The sequence below is a fragment of the Pseudomonas allokribbensis genome, from assembly GCF_014863605.1.
In the GTDB taxonomy this organism is placed as follows: domain Bacteria; phylum Pseudomonadota; class Gammaproteobacteria; order Pseudomonadales; family Pseudomonadaceae; genus Aquipseudomonas; species Aquipseudomonas allokribbensis.
On the sequence record NZ_CP062252.1, the window covers coordinates 157,436 to 176,581 of the forward strand.

Genomic DNA, 19,146 nt, shown 5'->3' on the forward strand with positions numbered 1-19,146 from the left:
ACTTCCATAGACCTGATGGCTTTCTGCGCCGATTCAGTCTGGACGTACTTTTAAAAAAATGTGAATCAAGTTTGACGCTGATCTTCGTCAATATTTTGGCTAGATTCTTTCGCTATTAAGTTTATGCCAAACTATTGACCTTCTGGGAGCCATCCTAAACAATCGCCCCAGTAATGTCACATTGATATTTATGCGGCGACCTGCCTTCAGCGTGTGATCCAGTTCCGGTTTTAAACTTTCCGACATACGGTCATTCCGGTTGCCATCTTCCGACGCAGCTCGCCATTTTGCTGTGATTCAAGACAAGAAGTTCTGGGAAATCTTTACCATGCGTTCGCACCTGCTCAAGGCTCTACCCTTCGCTCTCGCCGCCTCTTTTGCACAAGCACAATCCTTACCGGAAGCCATGCAACAGGCACTGGATGTCCATCCGGAAATCCAGGCAGGGGTCAACAGTCGATTGGCTGCGGATTATCAGTTAAAGGCTGCCAAAGGTGGATACCTGCCCAAGGTCGATCTGCTCGGCGGTTATGGCCGTGAAGGCACCGACAGCGTCACCACCCGTGCCAACGGTGGCGGCAATCACTGGGAAACCCTGAATCGCGGCGAGTCGAGTGTGCGCCTGTCGCAAATGGTTTTTGACGGTTTTGCGACGTCCAGCGAAGTCGGGCGTCAACAAGCCACCGTCAACTCCCGCGCCTACTCCTTGCTGGGCACCTCCGAACGCACCGCGCTGACCGTGGCCCAGGTTTACCTGGACGTGTTGACCCGTCGCGAGTTCGTGCGCCTGGCCGAGGAAAACCTCAAGAGCCACCAGCGTATCTACGACCAGATCCAGTTGCGCACCCAGCGCGGCGTCGGCAGCGGTGCCGACCTCGACCAGGCCGAAGCGCGGATGGCCCAGGCCCGCAACAATCTGCTGACCGAGCAGACCAACCTCGCCGACTCGGAAACCAACTTCCTCAGCGCCGTCGGCCAGATGCCCGATCAACTGGAGCGTCCGGCGCCGTTCATGGCGATGATGCCGGCCAACCTTAATGAAGCGCGCCAGCAGATGCTGGAAAACAGCCCGATCCTGCGCTCGGCCGAATCCGACATCGCTGCTGCCGAGAAGCAGTACGAAACCGCCAAGTCGACCTTCTACCCACGTTTCGACGCCGAACTGGGCCGCACCGCCGACAACGACCTCGACGGTCAGAACGGTCACAACAATGAATGGCAGGCGATGCTGCGCATGCGCTTCAACCTGTACTCCGGTGGCAGCAACAAGGCTGACCTGGAATCCAAGTCCTACCTGTCGAACCAGGCGCTGGACATTCGCAACAACGCCCTGCGTCAGTTGAACGAAGAACTGGGCCTGGCCTGGAACGCCTTGAACAACGCCAACGCCCAGGTGCCGATCGCTCAGCAGTACGTTGATCACAGCACCTCGGTGCGTACCGCTTACCAGCGTCAGTTCAGCCTCGGCGAACGAACCCTGCTGGATTTGCTCGACAGTGAAAACGAACTGTTCACCGCTTCGCGCCGTCTGGCCGAGATCAAAAACATTCAGTTATTTACTCAGTACCGAATCAAGGCGACCATGGGCGAGTTGCTCAAGAGCCAGGGAGTGGTCGCACCGATGGCATCCGTTGTGCAGAACGACGTGAAGCCCAAGGTTCAACTGCCCGGGATGAATTGAGTTGTCCCTTTTCAACTGTTAAAGAGTGTCGAGCGTGGAATCAGAAGTCAGTCGAGTTCATCTCAGTCATGATCCACGCGCGTTGCACGACGATCCGTTACTGGATGGTCTGCTCGCCCTTTGCATGCTGCACCAGAAACCCGCCAGCGCGGCGATGCTGACCACCGGTCTGCCGCTGCCCAAGCAACGCCTGAGTGTCGAGCTGCTGCCCCGTGCGGCGGCGCGCGCCGGGCTGCAGGGACGGGTGCTGCAACGCAAGCTGGAAGAGATTCCGGCCATCGCCATGCCGGCGCTGTTGCTGCTCAAGGATGGTCGCAGCGCTGTCCTGCTCGGCTGGCAGGGTGAGAACGAAGCCCGGGTGCTGCTCAGCGAAACCGACGGCGGCGAATCCCTGGTCAACCGTGAGCTGCTGGCCGACGACTACCTCGGCAAAGTGTTCTTCGCCCAACCCCAGCACAAATTCGACGTCAACCATGGCACGCTGATCCCGCGTGCACGCTCGTGGTTCCGCGACACCCTCAAGCGTTCGCGCTGGCTGTACGTCGACGCCATCGCCGCCAGTTTCCTGATCAACATCATCGCCATGGCCGCGCCGCTGTTCGTGATGAACGTCTACGACCGCGTAGTGCCGAACCAGGCCGAAGCGACCCTGTGGGTCCTCGCGCTGGGCATCACCGGCGCCTACATCTTCGATCTGATCCTCAAGAGCCTGCGCAGCCTGTGCCTGGATCTGGCCGGCAAGAAAACCGACCTGATCATCTCCGCCACGCTGTTCGAACGCATTGTCGGCATGGCCATGAAATACCGGCCGGCGCGGGTCGGCAGCTTTGCCCAGAACATCCATGAGTTCCAGAGCCTGCGCGACTTCCTCGCCTCGCTGACCCTGACCAGCCTGATCGACCTGCCGTTCACCCTCCTGATCTTCATCGTCATCGCGATTCTCGGCGGGCATCTGGTGTGGATTCCGGTGCTGGCCTTCCCGATTGCGCTGCTGATCGGCTACGCACTGCAAAAACCGCTGGTGGCAACCATGGAGCGCACCATGGCGCTGGGGGCCGAGCGTCAGTCGAGCCTGATCGAAACCCTCGCCGGCCTCGACGCGGTGAAGGTCAACAACGCCGAAAGCGAACGCCAGTACCAATGGGAACAAACCATTGGCACTCTCAGCCGCCTCGAACTGCGGGTGAAAATGCTCTCCGGCCTGGCGATGAACATCACCCTGCTGATCCAGCAACTGGCCGGGGTGATCATGATCGTTTTCGGCGTGTACCAGATCATCGCCGGCAACCTGAGCATGGGCGGTCTGATTGCCTGCTACATGCTCAGTGGCCGCGCACTGAGCCCGCTGGCGTCGCTGTCCGGTCTGCTGACCCGTTATCAGCAGGCGCGGGTGACCATGACCTCGGTCGACCAGATGATGGAGCTGCCGCAGGAACGCAATTTCGAAGAACGCCCGCTGAGCCGCAAGGTGCTGCAAGGTGCGATCGAATGCCGTCAGCTCAACTTCACCTACCCGGATCAACAGAACCCGGCGCTGAAAAACATCAACCTGGTGATCCGTCCCGGCGAGAAGATCGGCATCATCGGCCGCAGCGGCTCGGGCAAGAGCTCGCTGGCCAAACTGCTGGTCGGCCTGTATCAGCCGGACGACGGCGCGTTGCTGGTGGACGGTGTCGACATCCGTCAGATCGACGTCAGCGAGTTGCGCTACAACATCGGCTACGTGCCGCAGGACATCCAGCTGCTGGCCGGCACCCTGCGTGACAACCTGATTTCCGGCGCCCGTTACGTCGAGGACGAGCTGGTGCTGCAAGCCGCCGAACTGGCCGGCGTGCATGAATTCGCCCGCCTGCACCCGCAGGGTTATGAACTGCAAGTCGGCGAGCGCGGGCAGAACCTGTCCGGCGGCCAGCGGCAGAACGTCGCCCTGGCCCGGGCGCTGTTGCTCAATCCGCCGATCCTGCTGCTCGACGAACCGACCAGCGCCATGGACAACACCGGCGAAGAGCGCCTCAAGCAACGCCTGGCTGCAGTCGTTGAAAACAAGACCGTGGTGCTGGTGACGCACCGGGCGTCGCTGCTGTCGCTGGTGGATCGTCTGCTGGTGATCGACCGCGGGCAGATTCTCGCCGATGGCCCGAAAGCCGCCGTGATGGAAGCGTTGAAGAAGGGGCAGATCAGTGTTGCTTAAGTCGGGTTTCAAGGATTCGATCCGTCGCTACTTCAAAGGCTCTGCATCGCTGCAGGGCCAGCCGCTGCCGGAGGTCAACAAGGCCTTGATCGAGGACGCGCCGCGTGTGGTGCGGCTGACGATCTGGGCGATCATCGGTTTCTTCGTGTTCCTGATGCTGTGGGCCAACTTCGCCGTCATCGACGAAGTGACCAAGGGCGACGGCAAGGCGATTCCCTCGTCGAAGATCCAGAAAATCCAGAACCTTGAGGGCGGTATCGTCTCCGAGCTGTTCGTCAAGGAAGGCCAGATTGTCGAAGCCGGCGCCCCGCTGGTTCGCCTGGACGACACGCGATTCGCTTCCAACGTCGGCGAAACCGAAGCCGATCGCCTGTCGATGCTGCTGCGGGTCGAGCGCCTGAGCGCCGAAGTCGATGACCGTCCGCTGAATTTCCCGGAGGACGTGCTCAAAGCCGTACCGGGTCAGGCCAAGAGCGAAGAATCGCTGTACGTCAGCCGTCGTCAGCAATTGCACGATGAAGTCGGCGGCTTGCAGGAGCAGTTGATCCAGCGTCAGCAAGAGTTGCGCGAGTTCACCTCGAAGCAGGCGCAGTACCGCCAGCAACTCGGCCTGCAACGCCAGGAAATCAACATGTCCGAGCCGCTCGTGGCCCAGGGCGCGGTGTCGCCGGTGGAAGTGCTGCGACTCAAGCGTGCAGAAGTGGAAACCCGTGGTCAGCTCGACGCCACCACACTGGCGATCCCGCGTGCCGAATCGGCGATCAAGGAAGTACAGCGCAAGATCGACGAAACTCGCGGCAAATTCCGCAGCGAAGCCCTGACTCAGCTCAACGAAGCCCGCACCGACCTGAACAAGGCCCAGGCCACCGGCAAGGCGCTGGAAGACCGGGTCAGCCGGACGCTCGTCACCTCGCCGGTGCGCGGCATCGTCAACAAGATGCTGGTCAACACCATCGGCGGCGTGATCCAGCCGGGCAGCGATTTGCTGGAAATCGTGCCGCTGGACGACACCTTGCTGGTCGAAGCGAAGATCCGTCCGCAGGACATCGCGTTCCTGCATCCGGGCCAGGAAGCCACGGTGAAATTCACCGCGTATGACTACACCATCTACGGTGGTCTGAAGGCCAAGCTCGAGCAAATCGGTGCCGACACCATCACCGACGAAGACAAGAAAACCACCTACTACATCATCAAGCTGCGCACCGATCGCAGCCATCTCGGCACTGACGAGAAGCCGTTGCTGATCATCCCGGGGATGGTGGCGTCGGTGGATATCATCACCGGCAAGAAGACCGTGCTGAGCTACCTGCTCAAACCGATCATCCGGGCGCGGGCCGAGGCGTTGCACGAGCGATAAGCCTTCACGGACGCCTTCGCGGGACTCGCGATGGCGTCCGTCGCAACAACACATCCCGTCCAGAAGTGACACAAATGGTCACTCACCATCCAGTCCATTCCAAAGCAATCGCCATATCGTTATTCGCTAACGGTATTTAAATTCCGCTTCTTATAGCTATAAAGTCGACCTCCTGCGTACCTGCCGACCAATCGGCGCGCCGCACGACACGAACCCACACGCAATCCAGCGTGAGTTTCTGATCGACGCGCGCGCCCTTGAGCGTGCCGTGCGTGGGAGATTGATTGATGTCCGCAGCTACTGCTACCCCAAGCGCCGCGACTGTCGCGCCGCAAACCTTCGAAATCCGCCCGTTCAGCGGTGCCGTCGGCGCCGAAATCATCGGCCTCGACCTGACCCGTCCGGTCAACGATGAAGACTTCGCCCGCATCCACCGCGCGCACCTTGATCACCATGTGGTGGTGTTCCGCGACCAGCGCATCACCCCGCAACAACAGATCGACTTCAGCCGCCGCTTCGGCGTGTTGCAGATCCATGTGCTCAAGCAGTTCCTGCTGGCCAATCACCCGGAAATCCTCATCGTTTCCAACATCGTCGAGAACGGCCAGAACATCGGCCTCGGCGATGCCGGCAAGTTCTGGCACTCGGACCTTTCCTATAAAGAGCTGCCGAGCCTCGGCTCGATGCTGCACGCCCAGGAGCTGCCGTCCGAAGGCGGCGACACGCTGTTTGCCGACATGCACAAAGCCTGGGACAGCCTGCCCGACGCGCTACGCAAAGCCGTCGAAGGCCGTTCGGCTGCGCATTCCTACACCGCGCGTTACAGCGAAACCAAATTCGAAGGCAACTGGCGCCCGACCCTGACCCCGGAGCAATTGGCCCAGGTCGCCGAGGTCGTGCACCCGGTGGTCCGCACCCACCCGGAAAACGGCCGCAAGGCGTTGTTCGTCAGCGAAGGCTTCACCACCCGCATCGTCGGCCTGCCGGAGGGCGAGAGCAAACAACTGCTCGACGAGCTCTACGCCCACAGCGTGCTGCCGCAGAACATCTATCGCCATCAATGGCAGCCCCACGACCTGGTGTTCTGGGACAACCGTTCGCTGATCCACCTTGCCGCCGGTTGCCCTGCGCACCTGCGCCGCAAGCTGTATCGCACCACCATCCAGGGCGACGCGCCTTTCTGATTTGCCGGAGATCCGATCATGTCAAAACGTCTTCCATTCGCGCCGCTGGCGGCTGCCATCGGCCTCGGTTTCAGCCTGATCGCCGGCAGCCTGGTGGCGCCGACCGTGGCCCACGCCGAAGGTGAAATCCGCATCGCCGAACAGTTCGGCATTGTCTATTTATTGCTCAACGTGGTGCGCGATCAGGGACTGATCGAGAAGTACGGCAAGCAGGAAGGGCTCGACATCAAGGTCGACTGGACTCAGTTGTCGGGTGGCGCGGCGGTCAATGATGCGCTGCTTTCCGGCTCCATCGACATTGCCGGCGCTGGCGTCGGGCCGTTGCTGACCATCTGGGATCGCACCCATGGCAAGCAGAACGTCAAGGCCGTGGCCTCGCTGGGCAACTTCCCGTATTACCTCGTCAGCAACAATCCAAAGGTCAAGACCATCGCCGACTTCACCGAGAAGGATCGCATCGCGGTGCCGGCGGTGGGCGTCTCGGTGCAGTCGCGCTTCCTGCAATACGCGGCCGCCAAACAGTGGGGCGACAAGGAATTCAATCGCCTCGACAAGTACACCATCGCCGTCCCGCACCCGGACGCCACCGCTGCGTTGATCGCCGGCGGCACCGAGCTGACCGGGCATTTCTCTAATCCGCCATTCCAGGATCAGGCGCTGCAGAACCCGAACGTGCACGTGGTGCTCAACTCCTATGACGTGCTCGGGCCGAACTCGCCGACCGTGCTGTTTGCCACCGAGAAATTCCGCAACGACAACCCGAAGACCTACAAGGCGTTCGTTGAAGCCCTGACTGAAGCCGCGCAATTTGCGCAGAACGATAAAGGTGCGGCGGCGGACACTTACATCCGCGTGACCAAGGCCAAGATCGACCGTGCCGAGCTGCTGAAAATCATCGACAACCCGCAGTTCGAATTCAGCGTCACACCGAAAAACACCTACCCGCTCGCCGAGTTCCTCTACCGCGTCGGCGCGATCAAGAACAAACCTGAATCGTGGAAGGACTACTTCTTCCAGGACGCCAAACCGCTGCAAGGGAGCTGATCGACATGAACGCCCCCTTGCAAGGCCACGCGGCCAGCAACCCGATCGCCACAGCGCAGGCGCTGTTGGCGGTCGACCAGGTCAGCCTCGAATACCGCACGCCGCAACGCGTCGTGCGTGCTACCCACCAAGTCAGTTTCGAAGTCGATCAACAGGACCGCTTCGTGTTGCTCGGCCCGTCCGGTTGCGGCAAATCAACCTTGCTCAAAGCCGTCGCCGGGTTCATTGCGCCGTGCGAGGGCGAGATCCGTCTGCAAGGTCAGCGCGTCGACGCGCCGGGGCCGGACCGGATCGTGGTGTTTCAGGAGTTCGATCAACTGCCACCGTGGAAAACCGTCAAACAGAACGTGATGTTTCCGCTGCTGGCCTCGCGCACCTTGAAGAAAAAGGAAGCCGAGGAGCGCGCCCTGCATTATCTGGAAAAAGTCGGTCTGGCGGCGTTCGCCGATGCCTATCCGCACACCTTGTCCGGCGGCATGAAGGCGCGGGTGGCGATTGCCCGGGCGCTGGCGATGCAGCCGAAAATCCTGCTGATGGACGAGCCATTCGCTGCGCTGGATGCCCTGACCCGGCGCAAGATGCAGGAGGAATTGCTGCTGCTCTGGGAGGAGGTGCGTTTCACCTTGCTGTTCGTCACTCACTCGATTGAAGAAGCGCTGGTGGTCGGCAATCGCATCCTGCTGCTGTCGCCGCATCCGGGGCGGGTGAGGGCGGAAGTGCACAGTCATCAATACGATCTGCAAAGCCTCGGCGGTGTGGCGTTCCAGGAATCGGCGCGGCGCATTCATCGGCTGCTGTTCGATGAAGGGCAGTCGCCGGAAACCGAGCGCGAGCACGATTTCAACGACATTCGCATCGCTTATTGAGCCACCCGGAGGATCGCCCGATGAGCCATTCATCATCCGTACGTCAAGAATTCGAAATTGATTTGCAGCCGCTGACCAGCGTGCCGGTGGAGCGCGAATTACCGCTGGGCCAGCGCCTGTGGCAGCAGGGCTGGCTGCGCAAAAGCGTGATCCTGATTCTGCTCGCGGTGCTCTGGGAAGTGGTGGCTCGGGTGCAGAACAATGATCTGTTGCTGCCGAGCTTTTTGCAGACCAGTCATGCGCTGTACGACGGCCTGCTCAGCGGTGAACTGCTGGGCAAGGTGTGGATCTCGCTGGTGGTGCTGCTCAAGGGTTACTTGATTGGTATCGTCCTGGCCTTCGCCCTGACCACGCTGGCGGTCTCGACCCAGTTTGGCCGGGATTTGCTGAGCACCCTGACCTCGATGTTCAATCCGTTGCCGGCCATTGCGCTGTTGCCGCTGGCGTTGCTGTGGTTCGGCCTGGGCCAGAACAGCCTGATTTTCGTGCTGGTGCATTCGGTGTTGTGGGCGCTGGCGCTGAATACTTACGCCGGGTTTCTCGGCGTCTCGGAAACCCTGCGCATGGCGGGGCGCAACTACGGTTTGAAGGGCATGCGCTTTGTGCTGTTCATCCTGATTCCGGCGGCGCTGCCGTCGATCCTTGCCGGGCTGAAAATCGGCTGGGCCTTCGCCTGGCGCACCCTGATCGCCGCCGAACTGGTGTTCGGTGCCACCAGCGGCAAGGGTGGTCTGGGCTGGTACATCTTCCAGAACCGCAACGAGCTGTATACCGACAAGGTGTTTGCCGGTCTGGCCGTGGTGATCCTCATCGGTCTGCTGGTGGAGAACCTGGTGTTCGACACGCTGGAGCGGGTGACGGTGAAACGCTGGGGAATGCAGCGCTGATTGTTTGATCTGCTAGCATTGCGTCCGAATCAATTCTGATCGGTCACGAGTGCTCAGCATGCAACTCCCGGACATGAACCTGTTGGTCGCCCTCGACGCCTTGCTCGACGAGGGCAGCGTGGTCGGCGCCGCGCGGCGGATGAACCTCAGCCCGGCGGCCATGAGCCGTACGCTGACGCGAATCCGCGAAGCCATTGGTGATCCGATTCTGGTGCGTGCCGGCCGGGGTCTGGTGCCGACGCCCAAGGCGCTGGAACTGCGCGAACAGGTGCGCGATGTGGTCGAGCAGGCGGCGCTGCTGTTTCGCTCGGCGGATGCGGTGGAACTAGGCACCCTGCGCCGGCGTTTCAGCATTCGCGCCAACGATTTTTTCGTCGGCGTGTACGGCGGCAAGCTGTTCGACACCCTCGATCAACTGGCGCCGCACTGTGAATTGCGCTTCGTTCCCGAGGGTGACGGCGACGATGAAGCCTTGCGCGAAGGGCGGATCGATCTGAGTGTCAGCAACACGCGTCCGGTGACGCCGGAAGTCAAAATACAGAACCTGTTTTCCACCCACTTCGTCGGTCTGGTGCGTGAAGATCACCCGCTGCTGGATGGCGAGATCACCGCAGAGCGCTACGCCGGTTTTTCCCACATCAGCATGTCCCGCCGGGGCATCGCCCGTGGGCCTATCGACACTGCGCTGAATGCTCTGGGCCTGGAGCGGCGAGTGGCGGTGATCGCACCGAGTTTCCATGCGGCGATGTTCGCCCTGCCGGACTCCGACCTGATCCTGCCGGTGCCCAAGGAAGCGCTGCTCAGCGTGCGGCGACTGGGATTGAAGCTGCGCTCGTTCGACCTGCCGATCCCGTTGCCGACGCTGATGCTGACCCAGGCCTGGCACCCGCGTTTCGACAAGGATCCGGCCCACCGCTGGCTACGGGAAACTCTCAAGACCTGCTGCGACGAAACCTGGATGGCGGCGCAGCCCTGACGATTGCGTCTGACGCACTTATAAGCTGCCAACAAGTCAATTTTCGTCAGCTCTAAGCCTTACTAAGATGCTCCGGTATTTTTCCCTCCGGAGTTTGCCTGCATGACATCCCTGACGGTTACGGCGCCGATTGCCGCTGCCGCTCCGATGGCCGCCGCGCCCCCGGTGTTCGGGGCCCGGATCATCATTGGCCTGGTCGGCGTACTGCTGGCGGTGCTGGTGTCGGGCCTCAACGAGATGGTGACCAAGGTCGCCCTGGCCGACATTCGCGGCGCCCTGAGCATCGGCTACGACGAAGGCACCTGGCTGGTCGCCAGCTATACCGCGACTTCGGTGGCGGCCATGGCGTTCGCGCCGTGGTGCTCGGTGACCTTTTCCCTGCGTCGCTTCACCCTGTGCGCCATCGGCGTGTTCACCCTGCTCGGGGTGCTCTGTCCGTTCGCCCCGAACTACGAAAGCCTGCTGCTGATGCGCATCCTGCAAGGCCTGGCCGGCGGCGCGTTGCCGCCGATGCTGATGACGGTGGCCCTGCGGTTTCTGCCGGCCAATATCAAACTGTACGGCCTTGCCGGTTACGCCCTCACCGCCACGTTTGGCCCGGGTCTCGGTACGCCGCTGGCCGGGTTGTGGACCGAGTACGCCGGTTGGCAGTGGACGTTCTGGCAAATCATCGTGCCGTGCCTGATCGCCATGGCCGCTGTTGCGTATGGCCTGCCGCAGGATCCGCTGCGTCTGGAGCGCTTCAAGTCGTTCAACTGGAAAGGCCTGTTGCTGGGGTTTCCGGCGATCTGCATGTTGGTGATCGGTCTGTTGCAGGGCAATCGTCTGGACTGGTTCGAGTCGAACCTGATCTGCGGTTTGCTCGGCGCCGGTTCACTGTTGCTGGTGGCGTTCCTGATCAATGAATGGTCGCAGCCGATTCCGTTTTTCAAGTTGCAGATGCTCGGCATCCGCAATCTGTCGTTCGCCCTGATGACGCTGGCCGGGGTGCTGGTGGTTTTGCTGGCGGTGGTGCTGATTCCATCGAGTTATCTGGCTCAGGTGCAGGGTTACCGGCCGGTGCAGACCGCGCCGATCATGTTGCTCGCGGCGTTGCCGCAACTGATCGCGCTGCCGCTGGTGGCGGCGTTGTGCAACCTGCGTTGGGTTGATTGTCGCTGGGTGCTCGGCATCGGCTTGAGCATGTTGACGCTGTCGTGCCTGGGCGGCTCGCAGCTGACCTCGGAATGGATTCGCGACGATTTCTACGTCCTGCAATGGCTGCAGATTTTCGGCCAGCCGATGGCGGTGCTGCCGTTGCTGATGCTGTCGACCGGCAGCATCCAGCCACAGGACGGGCCATTCGCGTCGGCGTGGTTCAACACCGTTAAAGGCCTGGCGGCGGTGGTCGCCACCGGGGCCATCGAGGCGCTGACCACGGCGCGCCTGCATTTTCACTCGACGATGCTGGTGGATCGCCTCGGCAACTCGCCGCTGGCCGCGAGCAACGACCCGGGCCTCGCCCATCGCCTGCACGAACAGGCCGTGGTGCTGACTTCTTCGGATCTTTATCTGTGCATGGCTGGCGTCGCAGTGACGCTGATCCTGCTGATTTTCTGGCTGCCGACGCGGATCTTTCCGCCGCGCGCGCCGACTTGACTGGAACAGAAGGTTTTTATGACGACTCAAGCAAAGCAAAAACTCGCGGTGGCCGTGGCCGCCGCTCTGGCGGTCGGTGTGCTGGTGTATCTGGCGATGCCCGGCCTGTTCGGCAAGCGCACCCAGCAGAGCACCAACGACGCGTTCGTTTCTGCCGACTTCACCCTGGTGGTGCCGCGTGTAGCGGGGTTCATCAAGGAAGTGCTGGTGGAAGACAACCAGCAGGTCAAGGCCGGGCAGTTGCTGGCGCTGATCGATGACCGCGACCTGCGCGCCGCCGCCGAAGCCGCCGATGCGCACACCGTGGTCGCCCGCGCTCAATTGCAAAACGCCAAGGCCACGCTGGAGCGGCAGACGTCGGTGATCGCTCAGGCGCAGGCGTCGGTGGTCTCGGCCAAGGCTGAAATGGCCTTCGCCCAGCAGGAATTGAACCGCTACAACCACTTGGCCGGCGTAGGTGCCGGCACCGTGCAGAACGCGCAGCAGGCGCGCACCCGGATCGATCAGGCTTCTGCGCGGCTGGACACCGCCACGGCAAAACTGGCCGCGGAACGCAAACAGGTCGAGATTCTGACGGCGCAGCGCGATGCCGCCGAAGGCAGTCTGAAACAGGCGCAGGCGGCACTGGAAATCGCCAGCTTCGAGCTGTCCTACACGCGCATCACTGCGCCCCAGGACGGCATGATCGGCGAGCGCGCCGTACGGGTCGGCGCCTATGTGACGCCGGGCAGCAAACTGCTGGCGGTGGTGCCGTTAAAGCAGGCTTATGTGGTCGCCAACTTCCAGGAAACCCAGCTCACCGACGTGCAGCCGGGGCAGGACGTGCAAGTGCGGGTCGACAGTCTCGGCGGCGAAGCCCTGAGCGGTCGCGTCGAAAGCATCGCCCCGGCCACCGGCGTGACCTTCGCCGCTGTCAAACCGGACAACGCCACCGGCAACTTCACCAAAGTCGTGCAGCGGATTCCGGTGAAGATCCTGCTGGAGCCGGGCCAGCCATTGGCCGAGCGCCTGCGCGTGGGGATGTCGGTGGAGGCGAGCATTGATACCAAAAGCTCGGCGACGTCGGTGCGTGAGGTGACGCAGCGATGAAGCGCTTTCAATCTCTGACGGTTGTTCTCAGTCTGTCGGCTCTGGCGGCGTGCACCGTCGGCCCGGACTTTCAGAAGCCCGAAGCCACGCAGATTGCCGACTGGGCAAGACCGTCCAGGTCCGCCCCCAGCCAGGCCGTCAGCGAACCCCTGAACGAGCGTTGGTGGGAGGTTTTTCACGACGCGCAACTCTCAGCCCTGACCCAGCGCGCCGTGAGCAGCAACCTCGACCTGCAACTGGCCAGCAGTCGCCTGCAACAGAGCCGAGCTGCTCGCCAAGTCGTCACCGCCGACCGCTATCCGACCACCGCTGCCACTGGCAGTTATGCTCGCAAACGCAACAGCGGCGAAGGCTTGAACGACCCATCCGGACACAACGGCGATTCCGCCTTCAATCTGTGGGATGCCGGTTTCTCCGCCTCCTGGGAACTGGACTTCTGGGGTCGTGTGCGCCGGGAGACCGAAGCCGCCGATGCCAACCTCGAAGTCGCGGAAAACGACCGTCGCGGCGTGCTGCTGGCGGTACTCGCGGACACCGCGCAGAACTACATTCAGTTGCGCGGCGTGCAGAACACCCGCGCCGTCACCGAGCAGAACCTCGATGTCGCGCGGCACAGCCTGAAACTCTCGCAACTGCGCCTCAACGACGGCGTGGCCACCGATCTAGACGTGGCCGAAGCGGCCGCGCAAGTGGCGGCCATCGAATCGCGGCTGCCGGCGCTGGAGCAACGTCAGGCGCAACTGATCAACGCCATCAGCCTGTTGATGGGCGAACCACCGCAAGCCCTGAGTAAAGAGTTATCCACAGACGCGCCGGTGCCGCAGTCACCACCGCAAGTCGCCATCGGCCTGCCGTCGCAACTCGCCGAGCGCCGACCGGACATCCGCCAGGCCGAAGCCCGGTTGCATGCCGCCACCGCCAATATCGGCGTGGCCAAGGGGGATTTCTATCCGCGCATCACCCTGTCCGGCAATCTCGGCTCGCAGGCCATGCAACTCAGCGATTTCGGCTCCTGGGGCTCACGGGCCTTCGGCATCGGTCCGCAATTCAGCTTGCCGCTGTTCGACGGCGGCCGCTTGCGCGGCGTGCTGCAACTGCGCGAAGCCCAGCAGCAGGAAGCCGCCATCGGTTATCAACAGACCGTTCTGCGCGCCTGGCACGAAATCGACGACCAGTTGACCGCCTACAACGCCAGCCAGCGCCGCCGCGACAGCCTCGCCGAAGCCGTGCGCCAGAACCAGATCGCCCTGCGCACCGCACAACAGCAATACGTCGAAGGCGTGGTCGACTTCGTCAACGTCCTGACCGTGCAAGGCGCACTGCTCGCGACCCAGGAACAATGGGTGGAAAGCTCCACCGGTGTTTCACTGGCGATGGTCGGGTTGTACCGGGCGTTGGGCGGGGGATGGGAGTCGGTGTATCCGGTGGGGGAGATGGCGCAGCGTTGATTCTCGCACTTGAATGATGGCCTTTCGCTTGACGCTAACCCCCGCTGTCGTAGACTCCGAGCATCCGTCAGGGAGTAACGGTTATGCGGCGTTTTCGTGGTTGGGTTGTCGGATTGACCTTAGTAACGTGTGCAGTTCAGGCTCAAACGCCCGCGCCAGACGATCCGCTGCAGGATAGTGGCGGGGCGGCCAATGCGTCGGCCAGCAGCGAAGCACGGGGTGTTTTGCGGGCTCGGGATCAGGCGACGCTCGCCAGTGAGTTGTCCGGGCGGATTGTCGAGTTGCCGTTCAGCGAGGGCGAGTCGTTCAAGAAGGGCGATACCCTGGCGCGGTTCGACTGTTCGGCCTATCAGGCCCAGTTGAATGCCGCGCAAGCCGCCAGCCGTGGCGCCGGTGAAGAACTGGCGCACAACCGGCAACTGGCGGCGCTCAATTCCGTCGGGCGTTTCGAGGTGGCCCGGGCCGAGGCCAAGGTCAGCGAGACCCAGGCGCAATCTCAGGTTTATCAAGTCCAGGTCAAACGCTGCAGCGTGGTGGCGCCATTCGACGGGCAAGTGGTCGAGCGCAAGGTGCAACGCTACGAAAGCGTGTCGGCCGGAGCTCCGCTGCTCGATGTGGTCGACAACCGCACGCTGGAAATCCATCTGCTGGTGCCCTCGCGCTGGATGGCCAGGCTAAAGCCCGGCCAGACGTTCAGCTTCGTCCCCGATGAGACCGGCCAGCCAATCGACGCCACGGTCAAACGCCTTGGCGCGCGGATCGATGAAGGCAGTCAGACCCTGTTGCTGGTCGCCACACTTCCCGAAGCCAAAGGCCTGCTCGCCGGCATGAGCGGCACCGCGCGTTTTCCGGAGCTTAAGTGAACGCCCCGGTGAGCGGAGCCGCCGAGCAGGTGTTCGCGCGGTTTCTCGATCTCGAACGGCAGACCCGCGCCGCCCGCGATGCGTCGCAACTGGCCTACAGCCTGGTCAATGACGGGCAGTCGCTGTTCGGTTATCGCCATGCGGCATTGCTGATCGCCGGCAAGGTACAGGCCGTGACCGGCGTCAGCGCGGTGGAGCCGAACGCGCCGTTCGTGGCGTTCGTCGAGCAGGCGGTGGCGCAGTTGTTCAAGCAGGATGTGTTGAAGGTTGCGCGGGTGATTGCGCCTGAGCTTGTGGGCGAATCGATCCAGGCCGACTGGCGCAGCCTGTCCGCCGCTCAGGTGTTCTGGCTGCCGTTGATCGACCGCGAGGGCGAGGTGTTCGGCGGTTTGTGGCTGGCCCGCGACGTGCCGTGGAACCCTTCCGAACAAGTGTTGCTGTCGCAACTGGGCGACACCTACAGCCACGCCTGGCTGGCGCTGCAACCGCGCAAGCCGTGGCGGCTGCGCTGGACCCGCAAACGCCAGGTGGCGCTGGTCGCGGTGTTGTTGCTTGGCTTGTTGATCCCGGTACGCCAGTCGGTGCTGGCCCCGGCCGAAGTGGTGCCACAGGGCGGTCGTGTGGTCGCGGCGCCGGTGGACGGGGTGATCGCCGAGTTTCTGGTCAAACCCAATCAAACCGTGAAAAGCGGCGATCTGTTGCTGCGCTTCGAAAGCACCACCCTCAAGGCCCAGGCCGATGTCGCGGAACGCGCGCTCGGGGTGGCCGAAGCCGAATTGAAAGCCAACTCCCAACGTTCGTTCGCCGACGCCGAATCCAGTTCACGGGTGGATCTGCTGGCCGCCCGCGTCGAACAGAAACGCGCCGAACGTGACTACGCCCGCGAACTGCTCAACCGCAGCGAAGTGCGTGCCGAGCGCGACGGTATTGCGGTGTTCGCCGACGCCGAGCGCTGGACCGGCAAACCGGTGCAGACCGGCGAGCGCTTGATGGAAATCGCCGACCCGAACCAGGCCGAACTGCGCATCGAACTGGCGGTAGGCGACGCGATTTCGCTGGAGCCGGGCGCCGACATTGCGCTGTTCCTCGACAGCGATCCGCTGCAACGCCATGTCGCCAGACTTGAGCGTTCGGCTTATGAGGCGCAGCCCACCGCCGGCGGCCAACTGGCCTATCGGCTGGATGCGAATTTCACCGGCGCACCACCGCGTATCGGCCTGCGCGGCACGGCAAAGATATTCGGCGACCGCGCGCCGCTGGCGCTGTATCTGCTGCGCCGCCCGCTGGCCGGTCTACGCCAGAGCGTAGGCCTGTAAATGAACCTGCCGAGCCTGCGTGCCGACCTGCAACTGTCGCCCGCGGCGCCGGCACTGGACGGCTCGCCGCGCTGGACCCTGGCCGACCCGGTGCGCGGGCGCTATTTCAAACTCGGCACCGCGGCGATGCGCCTGTTGCGTCACTGGTCGCTGGGCGATCCCGAGCAAGTGCTGCGCGCCGCCAACCGCGAACCCGGCTTGCCGCTGGACGGCGTCGAGCTGGAGCAATTGCTGACGTTTCTGCGCGGGCATGACCTGATCAGCGCCCTCGACGATCAGCAACGCGCCAGTTACCAGCTCAAGGCCCTCGCGCAACGCCAGAGCCTGTGGAAAATCCTGCTGCATCAATACCTGTTTTTCCGCATTCCACTGTGGCGACCGGATGCGTTTCTCAATCGGGCGTGGCCGTGGCTGGAGCGCTTCGGGCCAAGGGTGCTGCGCTTCGGCTTGCCGGCGACGCTGGCGCTCGGGGTGTTTCTGGTCTCGCGGGACTGGCAGCGATTTGTCGGCACCTTTCCGCACCTGTTCAGCCTCGGCGGGGCGATTTCATTCGGTGTGGCGCTGTTCTTCGCCAAGCTCTGCCATGAGTTCGGCCACGCGTTCATGGCCAAGCGCGCCGGGTGTCGGGTGCAGAGCATGGGCGTGGCGTTCATGGTCTTGCTGCCGATGTTCTACACCGACGTCAGCGATGCCTGGCGGGTCAATGACCGACGTGCGCGGCTGCTGATCGGCGCTGGCGGGGTGATGGCGGAATTGCTGCTGGCGTGCATCGCGTTGCTGGTCTGGTCACTACTGCCCGACGGCCCGGCGCGCACGGCGGCGTTCATGCTCGCCAGTGCAACCTGGATCACCACGCTGGTGGTCAATCTCAACCCGTTCATGCGCTTCGATGGCTACTTTCTGCTCAGCGATTTGTGGGAGGTCGACAACCTTCAGGGCCGGGCCTTTGCCTTTTGCCGCTGGCGTCTGCGTGAATTCTTGTTCGGCTATGGCGCACCGGCGCCGGAGCCTTGGTCGCCGGCGATGCAACGGCGTTTGCTGATCTGGGGGTATGGCTCATGGTTATGGCGTGCGGCGTTGTTTTTCGGGATCGCTCTGGCGGTCTATCACCTGTTCTTCAAGGTGTTGGGGATCTTCCTGATGCTGGTGGAACTGGTGTGGTTCATCTTTCTGCCGATCATGAGTGAGTGGCGCCAGTGGTGGAGCCGCCGCGAACAGGCTCATGGCCCCCGTGTGCTGCTCAGCAGCCTGGCGGTGCTGGGTCTGCTGCTGGTGCTGATCGTGCCGTGGCGCAGCGCGGTCGAACTGCCGACGATGCTTGAGGGCGGTCGAGCCAGTGCGTTGCACGCGCCGGTGGCGGCGCGGGTCAAAGCGGTGAAGGTCACGGACGGCCAGAAGATCGCTCAGGGCGACGTGCTGATCGAACTGGAGTCACCGGATCTTGATTCGCGGCAGGCCATCGTCCGCCGGGAAATCCAGATTCAACAGTTGCTGATGCGCCGTCAGGCCGGTCGCAGCGAAACGGCTGCCGACGCCGGCATCGTCGAGCAACGCCTCGCCGAAGCCGTGGCGGAATACCGTGGCCTGTCTGCCCGCCGAGAACGCCTGCTGCTGCGTGCGCCCCATGCCGGCACCGTGCGTGACTTGTTGCCGAACCTGACGCCGGGTCGCTGGCTGTCGAGCAAGGATGCGCTGGCGCGGGTGGTCGAGGACGGTTCACGCCTGCGTGGTTATGTCGCCGAAGCTGAACTGTGGCGGGTCAAACCGGGCGCAACCGGGCGCTTTATCGCCGATGATCCGATGCACCCGGCGATCACAGTGAAACTCGATGAAATCGATACCAATGGCGTGGCCTATGTCGATCAGGAAGCGCTGACGTCCGATCACCACGGGCCGATTGCCGTGCGCCGCGATCAACAGCAACGGGCGGAACCGGTGCAGGCGCAATATGGCGCGCGATTGACTACGCTGGATCAGCCACCGACGCCGGTGCAACCGTTGCGCGGCGTGGTGGTGCTGCAGGGCAGCGGCGAGTCGGTGCTCGGCGTGGCCTGGCGTCGGTTGGCGGCGCTGGGGGTCAGGGAAAGCGGTTTCTAGGGAGCGTGAACATGGCGGACAACGCAGCAGTGTCGGCAGACGGATTGGTGGTGCGGCCTTCACGAGCCACCGACGGACCGTTTTTGCAAAGCCTCTATCAGTCGGCGCGCCCGGATCTGCAATGGATCGACGGCGAGCAGGAAGTGGTGCAGCACGTGGTCGCGCAGCAATTTCAGGTGCAGGAGCAGGGTGTGGGTGAAAACCATCCCAATGCCATGCACTACGTCGTGGAAAAGCTCGGCACGGCTATCGGCGCGTTGAGCACTGACTTCGGCCCCAACGAAATCCGCGTGTTGTACATCGCCTTCATCCCCCAGGCCCGGGGCAAGGGTTATGGCCGCGCGGTGTTGCAAGGCGTGCAAAAGGCCGCGCAGCAAGTTCGCTGCCCGGTGACGACGGTGGTCTGGGCCAACAATCCTCATGCGCGCCAGCATTACCTGGCGCTGGGGTTCGCGGTGGAAGAACGCAATCCGGCAGCGGAGCGGTTGGTGTGGTATCCACAGGGTTGA

The 19,146-nt window shown here is 62.8% G+C and carries 15 protein-coding genes; all 15 read left to right on the forward strand.

What is annotated here, in order from left to right; all coding sequences use genetic code 11:
• Positions 1-328 precede the first annotated feature (328 nt).
• On the forward strand, positions 329-1,681 hold the full coding sequence (locus tag IF199_RS00685; protein ID WP_096823038.1) for a TolC family outer membrane protein: 1,353 nt from the start codon (positions 329-331) through the stop codon (positions 1,679-1,681).
• 34 nt (positions 1,682-1,715) lie between these two features.
• Complete coding sequence (locus tag IF199_RS00690; protein ID WP_096823037.1) at positions 1,716-3,872, forward strand: type I secretion system permease/ATPase; 2,157 nt, start codon at positions 1,716-1,718, stop codon at positions 3,870-3,872.
• Positions 3,862-5,229 (forward strand): HlyD family type I secretion periplasmic adaptor subunit, encoded by a 1,368-nt coding sequence (locus IF199_RS00695; RefSeq protein ID WP_096823036.1) that lies wholly within the window; start codon positions 3,862-3,864, stop codon positions 5,227-5,229. Before IF199_RS00690 ends, IF199_RS00695 begins: the two co-directional genes overlap by 11 nt.
• A gap of 287 nt (positions 5,230-5,516) precedes the next feature.
• A complete protein-coding gene (locus IF199_RS00700; protein ID WP_192559437.1) occupies positions 5,517-6,413 on the forward strand; it encodes a TauD/TfdA dioxygenase family protein in 897 nt (298 codons plus the stop codon).
• 18 nt (positions 6,414-6,431) lie between these two features.
• A complete protein-coding gene (locus tag IF199_RS00705) occupies positions 6,432-7,457 on the forward strand; it encodes an ABC transporter substrate-binding protein (protein WP_096823034.1) in 1,026 nt (341 codons plus the stop codon).
• A 5-nt stretch (positions 7,458-7,462) separates the two neighbouring features.
• Positions 7,463-8,323 carry an ABC transporter ATP-binding protein gene (locus tag IF199_RS00710; RefSeq protein ID WP_085712610.1) on the forward strand — a complete coding sequence of 287 codons (861 nt, stop codon included), beginning with the start codon at positions 7,463-7,465 and terminating at the stop codon, positions 8,321-8,323.
• A gap of 20 nt (positions 8,324-8,343) precedes the next feature.
• Positions 8,344-9,210, forward strand: coding sequence for an ABC transporter permease (locus tag IF199_RS00715; RefSeq protein ID WP_096823033.1), 867 nt, complete (start codon positions 8,344-8,346; stop codon positions 9,208-9,210).
• Between the two features lie 58 nt (positions 9,211-9,268).
• Positions 9,269-10,186 carry a LysR family transcriptional regulator gene (locus IF199_RS00720; RefSeq protein WP_192559438.1) on the forward strand — a complete coding sequence of 306 codons (918 nt, stop codon included), beginning with the start codon at positions 9,269-9,271 and terminating at the stop codon, positions 10,184-10,186.
• Between the two features lie 102 nt (positions 10,187-10,288).
• On the forward strand, positions 10,289-11,824 hold the full coding sequence (locus IF199_RS00725) for an MFS transporter (protein ID WP_096823032.1): 1,536 nt from the start codon (positions 10,289-10,291) through the stop codon (positions 11,822-11,824).
• Positions 11,825-11,842: 18 nt separating this feature from the next.
• On the forward strand, positions 11,843-12,913 hold the full coding sequence (locus tag IF199_RS00730) for an HlyD family secretion protein (protein ID WP_192559439.1): 1,071 nt from the start codon (positions 11,843-11,845) through the stop codon (positions 12,911-12,913).
• Positions 12,910-14,361, forward strand: a complete 1,452-nt coding sequence (locus IF199_RS00735; RefSeq protein WP_192559440.1) for an efflux transporter outer membrane subunit — start codon at positions 12,910-12,912, stop codon at positions 14,359-14,361. The genes IF199_RS00730 and IF199_RS00735 overlap by 4 nt, the downstream gene beginning before the upstream one ends.
• Before the next feature lie 83 nt (positions 14,362-14,444).
• Complete coding sequence (locus IF199_RS00740) at positions 14,445-15,224, forward strand: efflux RND transporter periplasmic adaptor subunit (protein WP_096823029.1); 780 nt, start codon at positions 14,445-14,447, stop codon at positions 15,222-15,224.
• Complete coding sequence (locus tag IF199_RS00745; protein WP_192559441.1) at positions 15,221-16,540, forward strand: efflux RND transporter periplasmic adaptor subunit; 1,320 nt, start codon at positions 15,221-15,223, stop codon at positions 16,538-16,540. Before IF199_RS00740 ends, IF199_RS00745 begins: the two co-directional genes overlap by 4 nt.
• Positions 16,541-18,637 carry a site-2 protease family protein gene (locus IF199_RS00750; protein WP_192559442.1) on the forward strand — a complete coding sequence of 699 codons (2,097 nt, stop codon included), beginning with the start codon at positions 16,541-16,543 and terminating at the stop codon, positions 18,635-18,637. It abuts the gene before it with no gap.
• Positions 18,638-18,648: 11 nt separating this feature from the next.
• Positions 18,649-19,146 (forward strand): GNAT family N-acetyltransferase, encoded by a 498-nt coding sequence (locus tag IF199_RS00755; RefSeq protein ID WP_096823026.1) that lies wholly within the window; start codon positions 18,649-18,651, stop codon positions 19,144-19,146.